19 protein-coding genes are annotated in these 20,285 nt (G+C 56.9%); 4 read left to right on the forward strand and 15 right to left on the reverse strand.

The window, feature by feature from the left end:
* Window positions 1–19: 19 nt before the first annotated feature.
* The 14 genes from folP to IEX96_RS06425 form a co-directional block, all read right to left on the reverse strand.
* Window positions 20–1,156 carry a dihydropteroate synthase gene (folP, locus tag IEX96_RS06360; RefSeq protein ID WP_229773574.1) on the reverse strand — a complete coding sequence of 379 codons (1,137 nt, stop codon included), beginning with the start codon at window positions 1,154–1,156 and terminating at the stop codon, window positions 20–22.
* A gap of 46 nt (window positions 1,157–1,202) precedes the next feature.
* A complete protein-coding gene (gene ftsH, locus IEX96_RS06365) occupies window positions 1,203–3,125 on the reverse strand; it encodes an ATP-dependent zinc metalloprotease FtsH (protein WP_150004882.1) in 1,923 nt (640 codons plus the stop codon).
* 191 nt (window positions 3,126–3,316) lie between these two features.
* Window positions 3,317–4,642: a tRNA lysidine(34) synthetase TilS gene (tilS, locus tag IEX96_RS06370; protein ID WP_150004881.1), complete on the reverse strand. Its 1,326-nt coding sequence runs from the start codon at window positions 4,640–4,642 to the stop codon at window positions 3,317–3,319.
* Between the two features lie 11 nt (window positions 4,643–4,653).
* A complete protein-coding gene (gene ybgF, locus IEX96_RS06375) occupies window positions 4,654–5,616 on the reverse strand; it encodes a tol-pal system protein YbgF (protein WP_150004880.1) in 963 nt (320 codons plus the stop codon).
* Window positions 5,617–5,774: 158 nt separating this feature from the next.
* Window positions 5,775–6,338: a peptidoglycan-associated lipoprotein Pal gene (gene pal, locus IEX96_RS06380; RefSeq protein WP_150001267.1), complete on the reverse strand. Its 564-nt coding sequence runs from the start codon at window positions 6,336–6,338 to the stop codon at window positions 5,775–5,777.
* A 186-nt stretch (window positions 6,339–6,524) separates the two neighbouring features.
* Window positions 6,525–7,874, reverse strand: coding sequence for a Tol-Pal system beta propeller repeat protein TolB (gene tolB / locus IEX96_RS06385; RefSeq protein WP_150005027.1), 1,350 nt, complete (start codon window positions 7,872–7,874; stop codon window positions 6,525–6,527).
* Window positions 7,875–7,933: 59 nt separating this feature from the next.
* Window positions 7,934–8,791 (reverse strand): cell envelope integrity protein TolA, encoded by an 858-nt coding sequence (gene tolA / locus IEX96_RS06390; protein WP_150004879.1) that lies wholly within the window; start codon window positions 8,789–8,791, stop codon window positions 7,934–7,936.
* A 96-nt stretch (window positions 8,792–8,887) separates the two neighbouring features.
* A complete protein-coding gene (tolR, locus tag IEX96_RS06395; RefSeq protein WP_150004878.1) occupies window positions 8,888–9,331 on the reverse strand; it encodes a protein TolR in 444 nt (147 codons plus the stop codon).
* Window positions 9,331–10,053: a protein TolQ gene (tolQ, locus tag IEX96_RS06400; protein WP_150004877.1), complete on the reverse strand. Its 723-nt coding sequence runs from the start codon at window positions 10,051–10,053 to the stop codon at window positions 9,331–9,333. The genes tolR and tolQ overlap by 1 nt, the downstream gene beginning before the upstream one ends.
* A gap of 21 nt (window positions 10,054–10,074) precedes the next feature.
* Window positions 10,075–10,578 (reverse strand): YbgC/FadM family acyl-CoA thioesterase, encoded by a 504-nt coding sequence (locus IEX96_RS06405; protein WP_150004876.1) that lies wholly within the window; start codon window positions 10,576–10,578, stop codon window positions 10,075–10,077.
* Window positions 10,575–11,612 carry a Holliday junction branch migration DNA helicase RuvB gene (gene ruvB / locus IEX96_RS06410; RefSeq protein WP_188873644.1) on the reverse strand — a complete coding sequence of 346 codons (1,038 nt, stop codon included), beginning with the start codon at window positions 11,610–11,612 and terminating at the stop codon, window positions 10,575–10,577. Before ruvB ends, IEX96_RS06405 begins: the two co-directional genes overlap by 4 nt.
* A complete protein-coding gene (gene ruvA / locus IEX96_RS06415; protein ID WP_150004875.1) occupies window positions 11,609–12,259 on the reverse strand; it encodes a Holliday junction branch migration protein RuvA in 651 nt (216 codons plus the stop codon). The genes ruvB and ruvA overlap by 4 nt, the downstream gene beginning before the upstream one ends.
* Window positions 12,256–12,822 carry a crossover junction endodeoxyribonuclease RuvC gene (ruvC, locus tag IEX96_RS06420; protein WP_150004874.1) on the reverse strand — a complete coding sequence of 189 codons (567 nt, stop codon included), beginning with the start codon at window positions 12,820–12,822 and terminating at the stop codon, window positions 12,256–12,258. Before ruvC ends, ruvA begins: the two co-directional genes overlap by 4 nt.
* Window positions 12,823–12,879: 57 nt before the next feature.
* Window positions 12,880–13,629: a YebC/PmpR family DNA-binding transcriptional regulator gene (locus IEX96_RS06425; protein ID WP_188873645.1), complete on the reverse strand. Its 750-nt coding sequence runs from the start codon at window positions 13,627–13,629 to the stop codon at window positions 12,880–12,882.
* Window positions 13,630–13,911: 282 nt separating this feature from the next.
* Here IEX96_RS06425 and IEX96_RS06430 point away from each other — a divergent pair, with 282 nt between their 5' ends.
* Window positions 13,912–15,714, forward strand: coding sequence for a tetratricopeptide repeat protein (locus IEX96_RS06430; protein ID WP_188873646.1), 1,803 nt, complete (start codon window positions 13,912–13,914; stop codon window positions 15,712–15,714).
* A gap of 22 nt (window positions 15,715–15,736) precedes the next feature.
* Here the strand turns inward: IEX96_RS06430 and glpK are convergent, their stop codons facing one another.
* A complete protein-coding gene (gene glpK, locus IEX96_RS06435; RefSeq protein ID WP_150004870.1) occupies window positions 15,737–17,224 on the reverse strand; it encodes a glycerol kinase GlpK in 1,488 nt (495 codons plus the stop codon).
* Between the two features lie 283 nt (window positions 17,225–17,507).
* Between glpK and IEX96_RS06440 the strand changes: the two genes are divergently transcribed.
* From IEX96_RS06440 to fghA, 3 genes are read left to right on the forward strand one after another with little or no spacing between them, the layout of a single operon-like run.
* Window positions 17,508–18,281 (forward strand): enoyl-CoA hydratase, encoded by a 774-nt coding sequence (locus tag IEX96_RS06440; RefSeq protein WP_150004869.1) that lies wholly within the window; start codon window positions 17,508–17,510, stop codon window positions 18,279–18,281.
* A gap of 42 nt (window positions 18,282–18,323) precedes the next feature.
* A complete protein-coding gene (locus IEX96_RS06445; RefSeq protein ID WP_150004868.1) occupies window positions 18,324–19,433 on the forward strand; it encodes an S-(hydroxymethyl)glutathione dehydrogenase/class III alcohol dehydrogenase in 1,110 nt (369 codons plus the stop codon).
* Between the two features lie 6 nt (window positions 19,434–19,439).
* The gene (gene fghA, locus IEX96_RS06450) at window positions 19,440–20,276 is read left to right on the forward strand and encodes an S-formylglutathione hydrolase (protein ID WP_188873670.1); all 837 of its coding nucleotides are present in this window, start codon (window positions 19,440–19,442) and stop codon (window positions 20,274–20,276) included.
* Window positions 20,277–20,285 lie beyond the last annotated feature (9 nt).

Consider the following 20,285-nt stretch of genomic DNA (forward strand, 5'->3'; position numbering starts at 1 on the left):
GGTGGCAGACCCAATGATCTCAACGCCCCGCATCTATCCCTTGTTCCATCACCGCGCTGGCTGCCAAGCCTTGAAGAACGCGCACAGCCTGTACGGTTTCGCGCACATCATGCACCCGCAGGATCTGCACGCCAAGCCCAAGCCCGGCAAGGCCCGCAGCCAAAGACCCGCCCAAGCGGTCCCCGGCCGGTTCTTCCGCGGACAAGGCCCCGATGAACCGTTTTCTCGATACGCCCAAAAGCTGCGGCACCCCAAGGCTGTGCAAGGCCCCCAAGCCATTGATCACATCCAGATTGTGCCGCACGGTCTTGCCAAAGCCGATACCGGGATCGACCATCAACCGTTCCCGCCCCAGCCCTGCCGCTTCACATGCGGCAATGCGGTGCAAAAGCCAGATATATATTTCAGCCAGCACATGATCATAGACCGGCGCATCTTGCATGGTTTGGGGCGTGCCCTTGGCGTGCATCAGAATCACCGGCGCATCGCTGGCCGCGGCCACAGCCAAGGCCCTGTCGTCATAGGTCAGGGCCGATATGTCATTGATGATATGCGCTCCGGCTTCCAAAGCCGCTTCCATCACCGATGCCTTGCGGGTATCCACCGAAAGCACCGCGCCACTTTTCGCCAGACCTTCGATCACCGGCACAATGCGCTGGCGCTCTTCTTCTTCCCAAACGGGCTTGGCACCGGGCCGTGTGCTTTCACCACCGATATCCAGAATATCCGCTCCCGCGTCGATCAGCGCCTGACCATGTGCAAGAGCTGCATCCACATCGGAAAACCGCCCGCCATCGGAAAAACTATCGGGTGTGACATTCACAATGCCCATCACCATGGGGCGGCCAAAGCCCAAAGGCATCGCGCGGCCCGGTATGGTCATGGGCGGACGAGGTGCCGTCAACGCCGTCAACCGGCTATCAAATTTTTCCAAAAGCGCCGGATCAAGATCAGCCCGCCACTCTGCAAGCTGCCCAACAGACACCTGCTCCATCGCCACCGGCGCATCGCCATCAAGAAGCGTCACAAGAAGGCGAGAAAACCCATAAGGCCCCCCCGCCAAAGGCAAAAACGGGGCACCGGCAACAAGCGCCGGTGCCACAGGTTTAAGAAGAAACTCGCTGTCTTGACACGCCGAGGCGTCTTTCATCCGCATGGGTCACTTTTGTCCCGGCGCTATTCCCGTCAGCATGGACTTACAGTCAGCCTTGTGGCTGAGGCTCGGTATCAGGCCCTTGTCCAAAGCCCGGCCGTCCCGCTTTGGGCACAGTGCCCGCAGCCGGAGCCTTGGGTGCTGGCGGCTCTTCATCCGCAGAGGGGCGGTCAATAGGTTCACCGCGCAACAGCCCTTGGATATCATCGCCGGACAAGGTTTCATATTCCAACAACGCATTGGCGATTTTGTGCAAATCATCCAAATGATCGGTCAGGATGGTTTTGGCCCGCTCGTGGGCATCATCCACAAAGCGCCGCACTTCCCGATCAATTTCCTGCGCCGTGGCTTCCGAAATATTCTGCTGGCGCGCCACCGAATGGCCCAGAAAGACCTCTTCCTCATTTTCGGAATAAAGCAACGGCCCCAACTTGTCGGACAGACCATATTTGGTCACCATCGCCCGCGCCAAACGCGTGGCCATCTGAATATCGCCCGAAGCGCCAGAGGTGACGGCATCATGACCGAAAATCAGTTCTTCTGCCGCACGTCCACCCATGGCAATGGCCAGATTTTCATGCATTTTCTGTCGTGACTGGCTGTATTCATCCCGCTCAGGAAGGCGCATGACCATCCCCAGCGCCCGACCACGAGGAATGATGGTGGCCTTATGCACCGGGTCCGATACCGGACAATGCAGCGCCACCAAAGCATGGCCGCCTTCATGATAAGCGGTAAGCTTTTTCTCGTCGTCGGTCATCACCATGGAGCGCCGTTCGGCCCCCATCATCACTTTATCCTTGGCTTCTTCCAGTTCCTGCATCGAAACCAGACGCTTGCCCTTACGCGCCGCCAAAAGCGCCGCTTCATTCACCAAATTGGCAAGATCGGCCCCGGAAAAGCCCGGCGTACCGCGCGCAATCACCCGCGCCTTCACATCAGGGGCGATGGGAACCTTGCGCATATGCACAGTCAGGATTTTTTCACGGCCCAGAACATCGGGATTGGGCACCACCACCTGACGGTCGAAGCGGCCCGGGCGCAGCAAAGCCGGATCCAGCACATCGGGGCGGTTTGTGGCCGCCACCAAAATGATGCCTTCATTGGCTTCAAACCCGTCCATTTCCACCAGAAGCTGGTTCAAGGTCTGTTCACGCTCATCATTGCCGCCACCAAGGCCAGCCCCACGATGGCGGCCCACAGCGTCGATCTCGTCGATGAAGATGATGCACGGCGCGTTTTTCTTCGCTTGCTCGAACATGTCGCGCACGCGGCTGGCGCCCACACCCACAAACATTTCAACAAAATCGGAACCGGAAATGGTGAAGAACGGCACATTGGCCTCACCTGCAATGGCACGGGCCAGCAGGGTTTTCCCGGTACCGGGAGGGCCAACGAGCAACGCCCCTTTGGGAATCCGCCCGCCAAGCCGCTGGAATTTTTGCGGATCACGCAAAAACTCGACAATTTCTTCCAGTTCTTCCTTGGCTTCGTCGATTCCGGCCACATCCTCAAAGGTTACGCGGCCAGATTTTTCCGTAAGCAACCGCGCCCGCGATTTGCCAAAGCCCATGGCCCCGCCGCGCCCGCCCGATTGCATTTGGCGCATGAAGAAAATCCATACGGCAATCAGCAAAAGCATGGGGAACCATGCCAGCAACGTGCCCAGAACCGCATTGGATTCTTCTTCCTTCGCGGTAAAGCGCACCCCGTTTTGCTTCAAGGTGGGAATCAGCGTGGCATCATCGGGCATATAAGTGGAAAACCGCCCGCCATCCCGCGATTCGCCGCTGATGGTCTGGCCCTGAATGGTAACAGACTGCACCTGCCCTTGCTCCACCCGCGACAAAAAGTCGGAATACGCCAATTGCGGTGCACCGGTGCCTGCAGGCCCCTGAAACAAATTAAAAACAGCCACCAATACAATGATGATAACAAGCCACAAAAGCGCATTGCGGGCAAAATTGCTCACGCCAGTTCCTTCCATTCGCCGCACGCAGGCCGAAAACATAAACTGCGCGCACAGATAACAGCCTTATTAAACCACTCTTCAACGCCTGTTGCTAGAGTGTGAACCCATAAATTGCAGCTTAGGGTCAGCTTCTAGCAAATAAGCACTCGCCCCCCATCTACAAGGACAATTCTCCATGGAAGGGGCCCGTCTTACTCTTGTTCAACATCTGGCATGGCCTCGAACACCGATTGACGCGCCATAAGTTCAGTGGAAAATCCTGCTCCATACCCACGCCATCCTAAGAAAGGCACCGCCACCACCCGCCCATCGCGCCACAAGGCGGGCAGGCTTAAACGCACGGGATAGGGCAGCGCTTTATCAATGTCTTGGCCTTCTTTGCATAAATACCGCCACCCCGCATCCCCCAAGGCCCCCACCATAGCGGGTTTTTGCTTCGCGTCTAAAGACGCCCTGATCCGGCCATCCCAAAACACCGTCTCGCCCGGCTTTATCGGAAGAGGGGCCGCGCAAGCGGCTTCTTCGCGGCAGATAATCACCTGCTCCCCATCTTGCAAGAAAACCCGGCAGCCGCGCAATGTTGCCCCTTTGAAACCGGCTGCGCCCATCTCTGCCAACAAGGCTTCAAGGCCAGTGAGCCGGGGCGGATAGATCGCCCCCCCCACAAACATCAGCAATCTGGACAGCAGCCGCAATTGAATTTCCAATGGTGCCGTCTGGAAGCCGGTCCGCTGAACCGTCACATATCCTTGGGCTGAAAAGACAACACAGCGCGCCATCAGATCTTGGGCATAATGATCCAACGCCTCTCCCGCCCGACGCATATGCTGCGCCGTTTGCGCCAAGCGCCGGGCCGTCAATCCGGACAAGGGCGGATTGTCCAGCAATGCCCGCGCGTGGCTGCGGTCATAAGACAGGTTCCGGTTTGATGGATCTTCAATCCATTCTTGGGAAAAGGCTTTGCAGGTGGCAATAAGCCGCGCCTTGGGTAGCGACAAAAGCGGACGATAGCGACGCAAAGGGCGCCCGTTCTGCAAAGAGATATGCGTCAGGGCCGGGGCGACCGCCGCCATCCCGCCAAGCCCCCACACACCGGACCCGCGGGCCAAACGCAGCAAAAGCGTTTCCGCCTGATCATTCTGATGATGGGCCAGCAACAAGGCATGGATGCCGCGCTCCCGGCATCGCTCTTCCAACAACCGATACCGCGCCGCGCGGGCCGCCGCCTGCAGATCACTTGCGGGTTTCGGGCCATCCCAGTGCAGGCGATCATGGAGAATCCCCAAAGGCTTCAGCCAAGCCCCGACCCGATCCAGTTCCAAAGAGGCTTCCGGACGCAAGCCATGATCCACACTCAGCGCCACCACAGCCCCCCAGCGGGCTGCCAAGCGCACAAGGGCCATGCTATCCGCCCCGCCTGACACAGCAACCGCCACCGGACCGTTTTCGGGCCGCAGCCCCAGCCCCACCATCAGATGGGCGAAGGTCTTATCGGAAACAGGCGCATTATCGACCATGCGCCCGCCTTTTAGTTACAAGACAGCCGCGCACGCTCTGCCGCCATCCTTTGCTTGATGCGGCTTTCCGCCTTTGGATATTTTTGATCCAATTCATCAAAGGCTGCACAGGCATCGGACGGCTGATCCAAAGCCGCCAGTGTCATCCCCAGCTTCAAAAGGCTGTCCGCTGCCTTGGCTCCGTCACCATAATCCTGATAGCCGGTGAGAAATGCCTGGGCGGCGCGGGGATAATCCTGGCGCACATAATAGCTTTCCCCCAGCCAATATTGAGCATTGCCCGCCAAAGGATGGTCACGATGATCGGCCAGAAACTTGCGAAAAGCCGTTTCGGCCTGAGGGAACTGGCCGCGGCGCAGCAGATCATAAGCCCGTTGATATTGCTCGTCGGGGCTTAAAATATCGCCGCTGGTTGAGGCAACCGTGTCAGGCAAGCTTGTGGGATTGGCAAGCAAGGCCTGCGCGTCTTCCGGCGTGGGAGTTTTGACCAACCCCGCGGGTGCCGATTGTTTCACCCCCAAATCCCCACGGCTGTCAGGCACAGACCCGGCGACAGTCGCGCCGGAGACGCCACGCCCCTCCAGCATTTGCAACCGCAAGGCCGTATCTTTTTCAAAACGGGAAAGCTGGTCCGCCATTTGGCGATTCTCGAATTTCAGCTCTTCGATTTTTCCGGTCAGCGCACCCAACTGGCTTTCAAGCGCGTCCACCCGCAAGGACAAATCCGCCAGCAAACCGCGACCCCCGGCCGTTGCAGGCATTTGGCTATCCGCCCTCGATGATGCAGGACCAACGGCACGATCCTGTTGTGGAAATGCCGTGTCATCACCATTGAAAACCCGGCGCTGTACCGCCCGCAATTGCTTTTCAAGCGTTTCGATCTTGTCGTTAATTTCGGCCCGGGTCTGCGCGAAAGACGGGGTCGCTTGGAAAATAAGGCTTAAAAAAACAAGAAAAACCAATTGCCTGTACATAGGAACTCCCTTGATCCCGCATCAGCACGCCCCTGCATGGGGCGGAACGCTGAAACGCCCCGCACTCCCCCAACCAACCATAAAGGTTTGGCAAAAGAGAGGCACGGAGCGCTTCGGAGAAGAAACCGGCCTTTCAAGAAAGCCAGCGCCGGCGCAAATTACGCGCCAGCACGATCAATTTTCAAGACAGCGCGGCGGTTTTGACGCCACACGCTTTCACCCGATCCCAAAACAGCAGGGCGCTCTTTGCCATAGCTGATGGTCGACAGGCGATCCGGGGAAATTCCGAGTGCCACCAAATAATTCTTGGCAGCCGTGGCACGGCGTTCACCCAGCGCCAGATTGTATTCGCGGGTGCCGCGTTCATCGGCATGGCCTTCCACAACAGCCTTTACAGACCGATGGTTTTGCATCCATTCCGCCTGACGTTGCAGCGTTTGGCGTGCTGCAGGGTTCAATTCAGAACTGTCAAAAGAAAAGAACACCCGGTCACCGGCATAATTTTCCAGTGCCGATTGCGTTGCGTCACCGAATGGATCGGTGATTTGTTCCTGCTCTACCTCGGCAGAAGGTACGGCCTGAGGCTCTGTCTGTTCACTGACAACTGGTGCAGCCGTGGCGGTGGCCTCTTCGTCAGCCGGGTTTGTGCTCGCACAAGCGGCGAGAAGGAAGGCGGCCGCGGCAACAGTCAGTGCCTGCAGACCAAATCGTTTGGCGATCATTTTTCCGTCGTCTCCATGAATTTGAAGCTGAGGCCCGAGCTTATTTGGGTTGTGGGGCACGGGCAGCCCTTCGACCCGCGCACATCGATCCCTATGATCTTTTGCAACCCTACTTATATCCATCCCCCATGTGACATTCAAGGCTGCTAATTGGTCGAAATTACAGCAATTTTTGACAGACTGCTCTTATTTTTCCAAAATTGGCGACCACGCAGGGTCCGAAGCATCCAAGGGCGTGGGGACCAGACGTTCATTATAGCCTGTCAAATCCACGGATCGCAATGTGGTTTGGCCGCTTTCCGGCGACAAACGGAAAAACATCAAAACACGGCCATTGGGCGACCATGTAGGGCCTTCATCCTGATAGCTGTCGGTCAAAACCCGCTCGCCCGAGCCATCGGGCTTCATCACACCAATGCGAAATTTCGAATCACCGATCTTGGTAAAAGCAATCAGATCGCCGCGTGGCGACCAGACCGGCGTTGCATAACGCCCGCCCCCGAAAGAAATCCGCTCTACATTGGAACCATCGGCGCGCATCACATATAATTGCTGACTGCCCCCCCGGTTGGAATTGAACACCACATGGCGCCCGTCGGGAGAATAGGACGGCGAGGTATCAATGCCGGGATGGCTGGTCAGACGGCGAACCCGGCGCGTGCGCAGGTCCATTTCATAAATATCGGAATTGCCGTTTTCCGCCAAAGACATGATTACACGGTCCCCGTCAGGGGAAAAGCGCGGCGCAAAGGTCATATTGGGGAAATCGCCCAGAACCTCGTGCTTGCCGGTATCCAGATTATAAAGATAGACCCGCGGCTTATCGTTATAATAGGCAAGATAGGTGATTTCCTGTCGGTTGGGCGAAAAGCGCGGTGTCAAAACCAGATCGTCGCCATTGGTCAAAAACAGATGATTGTGGCCATCCTGATCCATGATGGCGAGCCTTTTGCGCCGATTGATGCGGCTCCCACTTTCAGCGATATACACCACGCGGCTATCGAAATAGCCGTCTTCTCCGGTCAGGCGTTCATAAATAGAATCTGCAATTTTATGGGCGATGCGCCGCCAGTCACCCGGCTGGGCCGTATAGCGCAGGCCCGTCAATTGCGCTTCGCTCAGCACATCCCAAAGACGAAACTCTGCCACCATCAGGCCATCGCTGCGCATATCCACCTGGCCCGTCACCAAAGCTTGCGAGGCAATGGCCCGCCAATTGGCAAAGCGCGGGCGAATATCTGCCGATTGCGGTTGGGAAATAAAGGCCGAACGATCAAGGGGGCGGAACAGCCCGGACCGCAGCAGATCGGCCGAAACCACCGAAGCGATCTGCCCGCCAATCGCCTCTAAGCTTCCGTCTGTGGTTTGTACCGGACGCACCGGAATGAAATCGGGAATGGCAATGGGCAAAGGCTCCACATTCCCGCGGGAGACATCCACCTGCAAAACTGCCCATGCCCGGTTGGCGGGGCTTAATGTAGCCAAAAAGGCCAAGGCCAGAAAAACCGCACTGCTCCAGCGCTTGAAGGTCGACATCACCACGCTTTTTCACTCCTGTTTTCGCCCCACGGCCACAAAGGGGTGCACATAATCGTTTAACCGCCCAGCATGTCTGCCGCATCAAACGTAAAGTCAATTTCACGCCATTTGTCATATTGCGCCAATGGCAAGCTGTCATAAGGCTCGCATTTCTGGACCGCGCGCCGCGCACTTTCAGCAAAAATGCGATAAAATTCATTGCCCGGCTTGGAAAGATCCCCCGCATCGATGAACTGCGGCGGCCGCAACAATTTCCCGTCCTGACGCAACTGGATGCGAATACGCACACGCATATTGGCCACATCTTTGCCACCGCTGGGCAAATACCAACATTCTTGCACCCTTTGACGAATCGCCGCTTGCAAAGTGGCCGTGGCAATCCGGTCCGCAAAAGCCGAAGGCTGAGGCGTTTCAGCATCTTTCTTTTCGGATTTTTCCACAGGGTCCGGCACAGATTGCGGGCGGTCCTCCTTGATGGAACGATCGATCAATGCCGCCACCTTGCTGGAATCGAAACGCGAAGGCGGGCGCGGCTTGGTGCGCGGGGCCACAGTCAGTCTCGGCTTTACGGGCTCCGGTTTCGCTTCCGGCGCAGGGTCTGGCTTTTTATCGGGCGGTGCGGGTTTGTCCTCGGGAAGCGGCACATCCAATTCAGCCATATCGATCTGTTGCGGTTCATCGCGGGCATACAGATCCTCCGGCTCGGGGTCCGGTTGCGGTTCCGGCTCGGATTGCGGCTCGTTACTGCGGGTTACATCAGAGATTTCCACAAATGATACCGGCACAATATCGGGCATGTCCGGCTCGGGGCGCGACAAATGCGGCAAGCCGAAATATCCCACAGCCAACAGCCCCAAATGCACTGCAGCGGACAGCGCCAATCCCTCACGGTAGAACCGTTTTACATCGCTCATATCAAATGACCGTACACCGAAAATGGCATCATTTGTACAAAGTCAGGGAACATGGGTCTGCAAATGCACAACATCAGCGGTCCGTCTCTCCTGCACTTATTGGGGGCGATCGGCAACCAGCGCCACTTTTGTAAACCCAGCCCCGTTAATGGCCGACATCACCTGCATGATACGCCCATAATCCAGGTTCCGGTCCCCGCGCACATAAATTCGGGTTTCCGTTCGATCCCGGGTTTCCGCAATAGCGGCAAGGCGCGGTACCAATTCCTCATATCCGATCTCAGTGTCTTCGATGAATATGGCACCAGTTTGATCAACGGAAATGGTCAGCGGTGTATTGTCCTGTTGCAGCTTTTGCGCATCCGCACGGGGCAGGTCCACCGGCACCCCGACCTGCAATAAGGGCGCAGTCACCATGAACACGATCAGCAAAACCAGCATCACATCCACAAAGGGCGTCACATTGATTTCCGCCAAAGGCTTATATTGGGCGACACCCCGGCGATCCCGCCCGCGCAACTGTATCTGCATGCCCGCCATTATGCGCTCCTGTCATCAAGCTGCCGCGACAAAATCGCCGCAAACTCATCGGAGAAGCCTTCTAGACGGCCAGCAAAACGCGACAAATCGCTGGCATGTTTATTATAGGCGATCACCGCCGGAATCGCCGCCACCAGCCCAAGGGCCGTGGCCAAAAGAGCCTCGGCAATCCCCGGTGCCACCACCGCAAGGCTGGTATTGGATGTGAGCGCAATGGATTGAAAGCTGTTCATGATACCCCACACCGTACCAAACAGCCCCACAAAGGGCGCCGCCGAGCCAAGCGTGGCCAAAAATCCGACTTGCCCTTCCAACCGCTCCATTTCGCGCGAAACGGCGATACGCATCACTTTATTCACCCGGTCTTCAATGCTCAAGCGCTCTGCAAAGCCCCGACCTGTGCCCTTCAAAGACCGTTGCCATTCACGCATGGCGGCCACGAAAACCATTGCCATGGGGTGGCTTATGCGGTTTTTCAGCCCATCATATAATTCTTCAGGGGACGCACCGGACCAAAAGCGATCTTCAAACGCATCAGCGGCGCGGCTGACCTTGCGCACCCGCAGCCATGTGGAAAAAATGATTGTCCAGCTCCAAAGCGAGGCAAGAACCAAGGCCATCATGACCGCTTGCACCACGATATCCGCTTGGCTGAACATGCCCCAGACCGAAAAATCGGAACGGCTTCCCGCCAAAATTACTTCATCGACCTGTCCGTCCATCTCACAACCCTTTTCAATCCGTCACTCGGTATTGGCACGCGCAAAAAGCCGGTCCTCTGGCGGAACTTCCAGCGCCTTCAAAATCGTCCGCCACGCCGGGGGCAAACGACAAGGTCTTCCATTATCATTGACCAAAGCCACACGCAAATCAGCACGCGCCAACAAAACCCCGTCCCGTAAAACAGCTTGCTGCACATCCACATAGGCGGCTGCTGTGGCCAGAACGATGCTCTGGATATCGAGGGAATCATCCAGAATGGCGGGCCGGAAATACTCCAGCTCCACCCGGCGCACAGCAAAGCCCATGCGTTCTCCCGCAGGTTGATCGCGCCATGCGGTCACATGGTCAATCCCCACAAGCCGCAGCATTTCACCCCGCGCCCGTTCGAAAAACCGTAAATAATTGGCGTGATAAACGATCCCGCCCGCATCGGTATCTTCATAATAGACACGGATGGGAAGATGATGCCGCCGACCCTTTATCCATCCGGTTTGCGGTCCGTCCGTTCGACCGGTCGCTGTCATATATCTTGTTCCTCATCGGAAAACAGATCCCGCCCGCTGGCAGATGGTGCGACAAGGCCCAGATGGCTATAGGCGGCGGGGGTAAGCAGCCGCCCGCGCGGTGTGCGCTGCACCAATCCGCGCTGGATCAAATACGGTTCGATAATATCTTCAATGGCATCCCGTGGTTCCGACAGGGCAGCCGCCAATGTTTCCACGCCCACAGGCCCCCCCAGATAGGTTTCCCCGATACAGCGCAAATAGCGGTGATCCATCGCATCCAATCCAAAGCCATCCACCTCCAAACGGGTGAGAGCGGCATCGGCAGCCAGCTTATCCACCACATCCTTGCCTGCCACAGCGGCAAAATCGCGCACCCGACGCAGCAGTCGCCCGGCAATACGCGGCGTTCCTCGGGATCGGGCGGCAATTTCGCGCGCCCCATCTTCGGTCAACCGCAATCCCAAAATCCGCGCGCCCCGGCTCACCACCTTCACCAGATCGGCCACATCGTAAAAATCCAGCCGTGTCGGAATACCGAACCGGTCGCGCAAAGGATTGGTCAGCAGGCCCAGCCTTGTGGTGGCCCCCACCAGCGTAAAGGGAGGCAAATCGATTTTCACCGACCGCGCCGCCGGGCCTTCGCCAATAATCAGATCCAGCTGAAAATCTTCCATAGCCGGATATAAAATCTCTTCCACGGCAGGATTAAGGCGATGGATTTCATCAATAAACAAAACATCATGGGCTTCCAGATTGGTCAAAAGCGCCGCCAGATCCCCCGCCTTGGCGATCACCGGCCCCGATGTGGACCGAAAGCCCACGCCCAATTCCCGCGAAACAATCTGCGCCAAGGTTGTTTTGCCAAGGCCGGGCGGCCCGAACAACAGCACATGATCCAGCGCTTCCTGACGCGACCGGGCAGCTTCAATGAACACACGCAAATTGTTTCTGGCCTGTGCCTGTCCGATGAAATCATCCAGCTTTTGCGGCCGCAATCTGCTTTCGCCGGCGTCCTCTTCCCCTTCCACCGGAGCCACCATCCGCTCGCTCATCGGCCCAGCTCCCGCAGGCCGGCGCGGATCAATATTTGTAAGGGCGGCATGTCATCTTGCTGCCGGGCAACGGTGGAAATAGCGGAAAAGGCTTCGGTGCGGCCATAGCCCAGATTCACCAAAGCACTCACCGCATCATTGAACAATTCCGACCGCGCATCACTGTCATCGGGCGCGGCTTTTGCACCAGCCGCCTTCGACGGCGCGGAGGGTGAAGCGGGAGCCGTGCTTGCCGACACAGCAAAGCCCGCCACTTTATCTTTCAATTCGGTCACGATCCGCTGGGCAAGGCGAGGCCCCACCCCCTGGGCGCGGGCCACCGCCCCCTTATCCCCTGCCGCAATGGCCTGAGCCAAAGCATCCGGTGCCAAAACGGAAAGAATCGCCAGCCCCACCTTGGCCCCCACTCCGGACACCGAGGTCAAAAGCCGGAACATGTCCCGCTCGGCCACGGTGGGAAAGCCATAAAGATGGATATGATCTTCGCGCACATGGGTTTCGATGATCAGGGAAATCGCCCCGCCATTGGCCGGTAAATTCCCCAAAGTGCGCCCGGATGCAAACACCAGATAGCCCACGCCGGACACATCGATGATCAGCCAATCCGTGCCCGAAGAATCCAAAAGGCCCTTTAATTTGGCAATCATGAACGCCTCCCGATCCGCTGCCCGGCCCACCGCTTGCCGCCAGCATGGCTTTGGGCCGCGACCGAACTTTCAACAGCTTTTATTTGGGCCAACCGCCCGGCGCGGTTATGGGCATGGCAAATGGCCACCGCCAGCGCATCGGCGGCATCGGCTCCATGAATGGCAACGCCCGGCAACAATACATTCACCATGGCATGGATCTGCTCTTTTGCTGCATGCCCAGCCCCCACAACCGATTTCTTGATGTGATTGGGGGAATATTCCGCCACGAGCAGCCCCTTCAAGGCTGGCACCAGCAAGGCCACGCCACGCGCCTGCCCCAGCTTCAAGGTGGAGGTGGGGTTCTTATTGACGAAGGTTTCTTCAACGGCGGCGTCTGATGGCCGGTACTGTTCCACAACCGCCATCAGACCATCATGTATTTCCACCAGCCGCGCCGATAAAGGGAGCGATGCGGTGGAGCGCACGGTGCCATTGGCCACATGGCGCAAATGCAGCCCATCGCTTTCAATAATGCCCCAGCCGGTTGCCTGAAGTCCCGGATCCAATCCCAAAAGCCGCATGACGCTCCCTTTATGAAAATTTCGGGAAAAGGATCAGGCAAAGACGCATCCCAAAGATCAAGCCGCTTCCAGCTTGGCCATCACCTCGTCGGAGATGTCGTAATTGCCGTACACTTCCTGGACATCATCATTATCGTCCAGCGCATCAAGCAATTTCAAAAGCTTTTGCGCATCCTCTTCCGAAACGGAAATCAGATCCTTGGCTTTCCATGCCAGCTTGGCACTTTCCGGCTCGCCAAACGTGCTTTCAAGCTGCTTTGCCACCGCATGCAGGTCTTCCAAAGACGTGATGATTTCGTGGGTTTCATCATCGCTTTCCACATTTTCCGCACCGGCTTCTACCGCTGCTTCAAAAATGCTGTCCGCATCGCCCACATCCACCTTGTAAATAATCATACCCACATGATCGAACATGAAATTGGCCGAGCCGGTTTCGCCCATATTTCCGCCGTTCTTGGAAAAGGTGGCGCGAATATCGGATGCCGACCGGTTTTTATTGTCGGTCAAAACCTCAACGATCAGGGCCGTGCCACCGGGCGCGAATCCTTCATAACGCAGCTCGTCATAATTTTCCGCGTCGCCACCTTGTGACGAAGCAATGGCCCTTTCGATACGGTCTTTCGGCATGGATTGCGATTTTGCTGCCAGAATCGCCGTTCTAAGCCGTGGATTCATATCCGGATCGGGCAGGCCCATTTTGGCTGCCACGGTGATTTCACGCCCCAGCTTTGCGAAGATTTTCGCACGCTTGGCGTCTTGTGCACCTTTACGATGCATGATGTTTTTAAACTTGGAATGTCCTGCCATGATCACCTCTCGCGGGTTTGCGCGATTTTCCAATGGCCGCCAAAGCGACCCATTCCGTTGTTTTCTATACCAATCACAGAATCCGGCAAGACCCAGCGAACGCCCAGAACAAGAACAAAACAAGATCATAGCCCACAAATCAAGCCATCATCGCTTTTTCTTTTATAATTGCGCCCCCGATTTTTGCCTTGGCCCTGTCTGTGCGTCTCAAATTACTTCACATATCAATTTCACAAATATGTTATGGTAAATTTATCAAAAAACAGGAATTGGAAGTGAATCATGCACCGTCCTTTCGCAGCGACGCTGTGCGCAGCCTTGGCGGGCGTTGTTATTTTCAGCGCCCCGCCTTTTATGCCTTTGGATGACCAACCAGTGGATCTGCGCGCCCAAAGGCTGGCAGATTATCTTGATCCATCCAAAACGGCGCGACTGGCCTGCAAAGGATCGCGCAAAAACGCACTGGCTGCCCTGTTCCAGGCGGGAACGGCCCATGCGGCGGACTCTGGGCCCACAGATGGTGGCGCGTCCCCTATCTTGTTTGAAGGGCTTGGCGATCACAGCGTCCCCATCAGCACAGATCATGCCGGCGCCCAGGCCCTTTTCGATCAGGGCCTGAAATTTGCTTATGCCTTCAATCATGAACAGGCGGCCCGATCGTTCCGCGCAGCACAGATGCTGGACCCCACATGCGCCATGTGTTTTTGGGGCGAAGCGCTGGTTCTTGGCCCCAATATCAACGCCCCCATGGGAGAAGATGCACGGGTGCCCGCCCTGAAAGCGCTGGCCATGGCGAAAGCCAATATCGGGAACGCCCTTCCCTTGGAAAAGGCCCTGATCGAAGCGCTGGACCACCGCTATAGCACCGACCTGTCCACAGAACGGGCAGACGCCGACATGGCCTATGCCACCGCCATGCAAGACCTTGCCGATCGCTATCCCCAATCGGATCTGGCACAAACCTTGACTGCGGAAGCCATTATGGACAGTCAGCCCTGGACCTATTGGGAACCGGATGGTCAAACGCCCATGGGCAAGGCCGGCGACGCCATCACGCGCATTGAAACGGTTTTGGCACGCACCCCCAATCATGCGGGGGCCATCCATCTTTATATTCATTTGGTAGAGGCATCCGCCAAGCCGGAAATTGCCGAACCCTATGCCGACAGGTTGGCCGCCTTGATGCCTTCTGCGGGCCATATCGCCCATATGCCATCACATCTTTATTATCGGCTGGGCAAATACAAGCAGTCCCTGAGCACCAATATCAAGGCGATCGCCGCCGATGAAGCCTATTTCGATCAAGTAGGCCGCGAAGGCATTTATGGTTATGGCTATTATCCGCATAATGTCCATTTTCTGCTGGTCTCCGCCCAAATGGCAGGGGATGCGATCACAGCCCTTGAAGCCGCAAAAAAGCTGGAAAGCCTGATCCCTGTGGAAGCCGCTTTGGCCGCACCGGCCTTCATGCAGCCCATCATGGCCGCCCCCCTTTATGCCCACGTCCAGTTTCTCTCGCCCGACAAGCTGCGAACCATTCCCAAGCCCGATGCCCGCATGCCCTTTGTTCTGGCTATCTGGCATTATAGCCAAGGCATGGCCGCCGCCCTTGATGGCGATGAAAACAGCACCAAAGCCGCCGTTTCCGCCCTGCGCCAAACCGCCCGGAGCGACCAAATGGCTCCCTTGACCGACAATAATGTGCCCGCCGATAAGATTTTGGGCATCGCCGCCCATATTCTGGAAGGGCGCTTGGCGCTTACCCAGAAAAAGAGCATGGCCGCCGCAGCGCATTTCAAGGCCGCCGCCGAACTGCAAGACAGCCTGCCTTATATGGAGCCGCCTTTTTGGTATTATCCCGCACGGCAATCGCTGGGCGCAGCCCTTATGGCAGCAGGCAAGGCCGATGAAGCGGTGGTGGCCCTCAACCAAAGCCTGTTGAGCGCCCCCAATAATGCCTATGCGTTGTTTATGCTCAGAAAAGCAGAAACCGCACGCGGCAATGAAGCAGCGGCAAAAGCGGCCCAAAAAGCCTATGAAGCGGCATGGGCGGGGAAAGGAGCACCGCCCGAAGACCGCATCTGACCGCCCGCCCCGAAAAAGCGGGTCAAATGGTTTTCACCCGTGCCACGGCATCTTCCCAGCCCGCCACCAAGGCTTTGCGGGTTTGGGCCGGCATTTTTGGAGAAAAGCGGGCATCACGCGCCCAATTGCGGGCAATATCGGCAGGCGATTCATAAAGACCCATGTGCAGCCCCGCCAGATAGGCAGCCCCCAATGCGGTGGTTTCGCTGACCACGGGGCGTTCCACCTCGATACCAAGAATATCGCTGAGAAACTGCATCACCCAATCATTGGCCACCATGCCGCCATCCACCCGAATGGATTTGGGCGACAGGCCATCGGCTTCCATGGCGGCCAACAGATCATGGGTTTGATAACAGACGGATTCCAAAGCGGCGCGAGCCAGATGCTGCGGTCCCGTATCGCGGGTGATGCCGAAAATCCCGCCGCGCGCATCCGGGTCCCAATGGGGCGCACCAAGGCCCGTGAAGGCGGGCACCATATAGACGCCTTGATTATCCGCCAGATTCGCCGCCAAAGCCTGTGTTTGTGCGGCGCTTTTGATGATGCCCAATCCATCGCGCAGCCATTGGACCGCCGCCCCGGCAATGAAGATCGAGCCTTCAAGGGCATAGGCCACCTGCCCCTGCATCCGGTAAGCCACCGTGGTCAAAAGCCTGTTTTGCGACCATTTGGGGCTATCCCCCGTATTCATCAACACAAAACAGCCGGTGCCATAGGTGCTTTTGATCATTCCGGGGATGAAACAACACTGGCCAATGCTGGCTGCCTGTTGATCGCCCGCCAAGGCTGCGATGGGAAGGGCACGCCCAAACAGGCTTGGATCGGTTTCACCGAAATCATCGGCGCAATCCATGATTTGTGGCAACAGGGCACGCGGAATTTTGAACAGCCGCAACAATTCCTCGTCCCATTCCAATGTCTCGAGCGACATCAATCCGGTGCGGGCTGCATTGGTGACATCGGTTTTATGCTTTTTGCCGCCGGTCAGCTTCCATAGCAAAAAACTATCCACCGTTCCAAAAGCCAGATCCCCTTTTTCCGCCCGGGCGCGTGCGCCTTCCACATGATCCAGAATCCAGCCGATCTTGGTCATGGAAAAATAAGGGTCCAGCAACAGCCCGGTGCGCTCATGCAACGTTTTTTCCACCCCGTCCGCTTTCATGGCCCGACAAATATCGGCGGTGCGCCTGTCTTGCCAGACAATGGCATTATAGATGGGCTGCCCCGTTTCACGGTCCCAGATGATGGTGGTTTCCCGCTGATTGGTGATGCCAATGGCCACCACCTCACAGCCTTTGGCCTGAGCCTCTTGGAAGGCTTTTTGCGCTGTTTCAAGGGTGGTTGCCCAAATATCATCCGGGTCATGCTCGACCCAGCCTTGCTTGGGGAAGTGTTGGGGAAATTCTTTTTGATGAAGAGCGATTTTCTCGGCCTTACGATCAAACACAATCGCCCGGCTGGACGTGGTCCCCTGATCCAAAGCCATCAATCCTGTCGTTTTGCTCATATCGCTCCCCAATTTTTTATCTTGGATATAGGCCTTATGGGAGCACCCTACGCCCATACAGGCAAGAGGGAAGCGACTTATTCACCGCCATATGCTTCAATTTTATCAGAGCCATTTTTGACCCGCAGGCTTGAAGGGGCACATTTTGGGCTGTGCTTTTCAATTTCACCCTTTCCCTGGCCATTTGTTCTGATGCACATCACTGGAATGCGACAAACGGACGTTAATCTGTTATTTCGGCAAGGATACATCTCTCTCACGCATAGCCTGTACGGAACATCTTATGACCGCTGATCTTCTTATTTCCCGCGATGGAGCCATTCTGGAAATCGGCTTCAACCGCCCGGCCAAAAAAAACGCCCTCACCGAGGCCATGTACAAAGCCATTGCCGATAGCCTTGAACAGGCGTCCGACGACCCGGACATTCGCGTTGTGCTGTTTTACGGAGAAGGCGGCATTTTCACCTCTGGCAATGATCTCAATGATTTTGCCCAGGTGGCCACCGGCCAGCGCCGCGCCGAAGACATGGAAGTGATGCGGGTTCTGCACATTCTGGCCGGCTTCCAAAAGCCGGTAATTGCCGCGGTGGAAGGCTTGGCGGTGGGCATCGGCCTTACCTTGTTGTTGCATTGCGATCTGGCTTATGTGGCGCAGGATGCCCGCCTGACCGCACCCTTCGTTGATCTGGCACTGGTGCCCGAAGCGGCTTCCAGCCTGTTGATGCCAGCCTTGATCGGCCACCAAAAGGCCTTTGCGCTTTTTGCCTTGGGAGAAGCCCTCAGCGGTGAGGATGCCGCCCGTTTGGGCCTTGCCAATGCGGCTCTGCCCGCTGGCGATGTATTGGCGCAGGCACGTCTATCGGCCCAGACCTTGGCCAAAAAAGCCCCTGGCGCCCTTGCCACCACCAAGGCTTTGATGCGTGACAGCGCCACCATCCGCGCCCGGATGGACAAGGAGGGGCTGGAATTTGCCCGCCGGCTGGTTTCACCGGAAGCGCGGGAAGCCTTCATGGCCTTTGCCCAGAAACGTGCGCCGGATTTTTCGAATTTGGCCTGATCCCGTCAATCCGATCTGACATTGCCCCATAAGGAGATACCCATGGATGTAAGAGCGGCCATCGCCTTTGAAGCCGGAAAGCCTCTTGAAATTGATACGGTTCAGCTTGAAGGCCCGAAAGCCGGTGAAGTTCTGGTGGAAATCAAGGCCACCGGCGTGTGCCATACGGACCAATTCACCTTGTCGGGTGCCGATCCGGAAGGGGCATTCCCGGCCATTTTGGGCCATGAAGGCGCGGGCGTGGTGGTGGATACCGGCCCCGGCGTTACCAGCCTGGACATTGGCGATCATGTGATCCCGCTATACACGCCGGAATGTCGTGAATGCGACTATTGCCTGCATCCCAAAACCAATTTGTGCCAGAAAGTGCGCGCCACCCAAGGGCAGGGACTGATGCCCGACGGCACATCGCGCTTTTCCTATAAAGGCAAGCCGATCCTGCATTATATGGGCACCTCTACCTTTGCCAATTACACGGTGCTGCCAGAAATTGCTCTGGCGAAAATCCGCAAAGATGCCCCCTTCGACAAGGTTTGCTATATCGGCTGCGGGGTCACCACCGGCATTGGAGCCGTGATGTTCACCGCCAAGGTAGAACCGGATACCGCCTGTGTGGTGTTTGGGCTGGGCGGCATTGGGCTGAATGTGATTCAGGGCCTTAAAATGGTGGGGGCGCGGCAGATCATCGGCGTTGATATCAACCCGCAAAAACGCGCATTGGCGGAAAAGTTCGGCATGACCGATTTTGTCAATCCCCGCGACATCAAGGGCGATATCGTAGGCCATCTGGTGGAGCTGACCGGCGGCGGGGCCGATTACAGCTTTGAATGTATCGGACGCCCCGACACCATGCGCCAAGCCCTTGAATGTTGCCATAAAGGCTGGGGAGAGAGCGTGATTATCGGTGTGGCGGGGGCCGGTGAGGAGATCTCCACACGCCCCTTCCAGCTTGTCACCGGCCGCGTATGGCGCGGATCAGCCTTTGGCGGCGCCCGTGGCCGCACCGATGTGCCGAAAATCGTCGATATGTATATGGATGGCCGCATCAATATCGACGATCTGATCACCCATCATTTGCCATTAGAAGAGATCAACACCGCGTTCGACCTGATGCATAGCGGTGAAAGCATCCGTAGCGTTGTGGTTTATTGAACAATGATGGAGATTATTTCGGAAAATCTGTGCTTTGGCGGGGTGCAACGGGTCTATAGCCATGAGAGCCGCACCTGCAGCGGCTCCATGCGGCTGGGCGTTTATCTACCACCCGCTTGCGATCACAGCACCGCCCCGGTTTTACTCTGGCTTTCGGGGCTGACCTGCACCGAGCAGAATTTCATCACCAAAGCCGGGGCGCAAAGGGTGGCGGCAGAGCTGGGTATGGTTCTGGTCGCCCCCGATACCAGCCCACGCGGCGACGGCACACCCGATGCGCCTGATGAAGCCTATGATCTGGGCTTGGGGGCTGGTTTTTATGTGGATGCCACCGAAAGCCCTTGGGCGCAGCGTTACCGCATGTATAGCTATATTGCCGATGAACTGCCCCAAATCCTGTCGGAAACCCTGGGCCTGAACACCAAGAAAATGGGCATTTCCGGTCATTCCATGGGCGGCCATGGGGCTTTGATAATGCACCTTAAAAATCCCGGCCTGTTCCAAACCGTATCGGCTTTTGCCCCCATCGTCGCTCCCATGCAGGTGCCTTGGGGGAAAAAAGCCTTCCAAGCCTATCTGGGCGCGGATCAAAAGGCATGGGCGGATTATGATGCAACAGCACTGGTGATGCAGAACAAAAGCACCGCACATATTTTGATCGATCAGGGCGGAGCCGATGCCTTTTTAGAAGAACAATTAAAGCCGCACCTGTTTGAAGCGGCCTGCGAGAAAGCCGGACAAGCGCTGACCTTGCGCATCCAGCCGGGCTATGATCACAGCTATTATTTCATCGCCAGCTTCATCGAAGACCATTTAAGGCATCATGCAAGCGGGCTTTCCTGATGACAGGCG

The organism is Iodidimonas muriae (assembly GCF_014647255.1).
In the GTDB taxonomy this organism is placed as follows: Bacteria; Pseudomonadota; Alphaproteobacteria; order Sphingomonadales; family Rhodothalassiaceae; genus Iodidimonas; species Iodidimonas muriae.

Bases quoted from the DNA above. Each gene is read 5' to 3' on its own strand.
- pal (WP_150001267.1), bottom strand. From the start codon at position 6,338: ATGATCGCCAAACGATTTGGTCTGCAGGCACTGACTGTTGCCGCGGCC.
- ybgF (WP_150004880.1), bottom strand. From the start codon at position 5,616: ATGTACAGGCAATTGGTTTTTCTTGTTTTTTTAAGCCTTATTTTCCAA.
- tolA (WP_150004879.1), bottom strand. From the start codon at position 8,791: ATGAGCGATGTAAAACGGTTCTACCGTGAGGGATTGGCGCTGTCCGCT.
- ruvA (WP_150004875.1), bottom strand. From the start codon at position 12,259: ATGATTGCCAAATTAAAGGGCCTTTTGGATTCTTCGGGCACGGATTGG.
- tolR (WP_150004878.1), bottom strand. From the start codon at position 9,331: ATGGCGGGCATGCAGATACAGTTGCGCGGGCGGGATCGCCGGGGTGTC.
- tolQ (WP_150004877.1), bottom strand. From the start codon at position 10,053: ATGGACGGACAGGTCGATGAAGTAATTTTGGCGGGAAGCCGTTCCGAT.
- IEX96_RS06405 (WP_150004876.1), bottom strand. From the start codon at position 10,578: ATGACAGCGACCGGTCGAACGGACGGACCGCAAACCGGATGGATAAAG.
- IEX96_RS06430 (WP_188873646.1), top strand. From the start codon at position 13,912: ATGCACCGTCCTTTCGCAGCGACGCTGTGCGCAGCCTTGGCGGGCGTT.
- tilS (WP_150004881.1), bottom strand. From the start codon at position 4,642: ATGGTCGATAATGCGCCTGTTTCCGATAAGACCTTCGCCCATCTGATG.
- glpK (WP_150004870.1), bottom strand. From the start codon at position 17,224: ATGAGCAAAACGACAGGATTGATGGCTTTGGATCAGGGGACCACGTCC.
- IEX96_RS06425 (WP_188873645.1), bottom strand. From the start codon at position 13,629: ATGGCAGGACATTCCAAGTTTAAAAACATCATGCATCGTAAAGGTGCA.
- ruvC (WP_150004874.1), bottom strand. From the start codon at position 12,822: ATGCGGCTTTTGGGATTGGATCCGGGACTTCAGGCAACCGGCTGGGGC.
- IEX96_RS06440 (WP_150004869.1), top strand. From the start codon at position 17,508: ATGACCGCTGATCTTCTTATTTCCCGCGATGGAGCCATTCTGGAAATC.
- tolB (WP_150005027.1), bottom strand. From the start codon at position 7,874: ATGTCGACCTTCAAGCGCTGGAGCAGTGCGGTTTTTCTGGCCTTGGCC.
- folP (WP_229773574.1), bottom strand. From the start codon at position 1,156: ATGCGGATGAAAGACGCCTCGGCGTGTCAAGACAGCGAGTTTCTTCTT.
- ruvB (WP_188873644.1), bottom strand. From the start codon at position 11,612: ATGAGCGAGCGGATGGTGGCTCCGGTGGAAGGGGAAGAGGACGCCGGC.
- fghA (WP_188873670.1), top strand. From the start codon at position 19,440: ATGGAGATTATTTCGGAAAATCTGTGCTTTGGCGGGGTGCAACGGGTC.
- IEX96_RS06445 (WP_150004868.1), top strand. From the start codon at position 18,324: ATGGATGTAAGAGCGGCCATCGCCTTTGAAGCCGGAAAGCCTCTTGAA.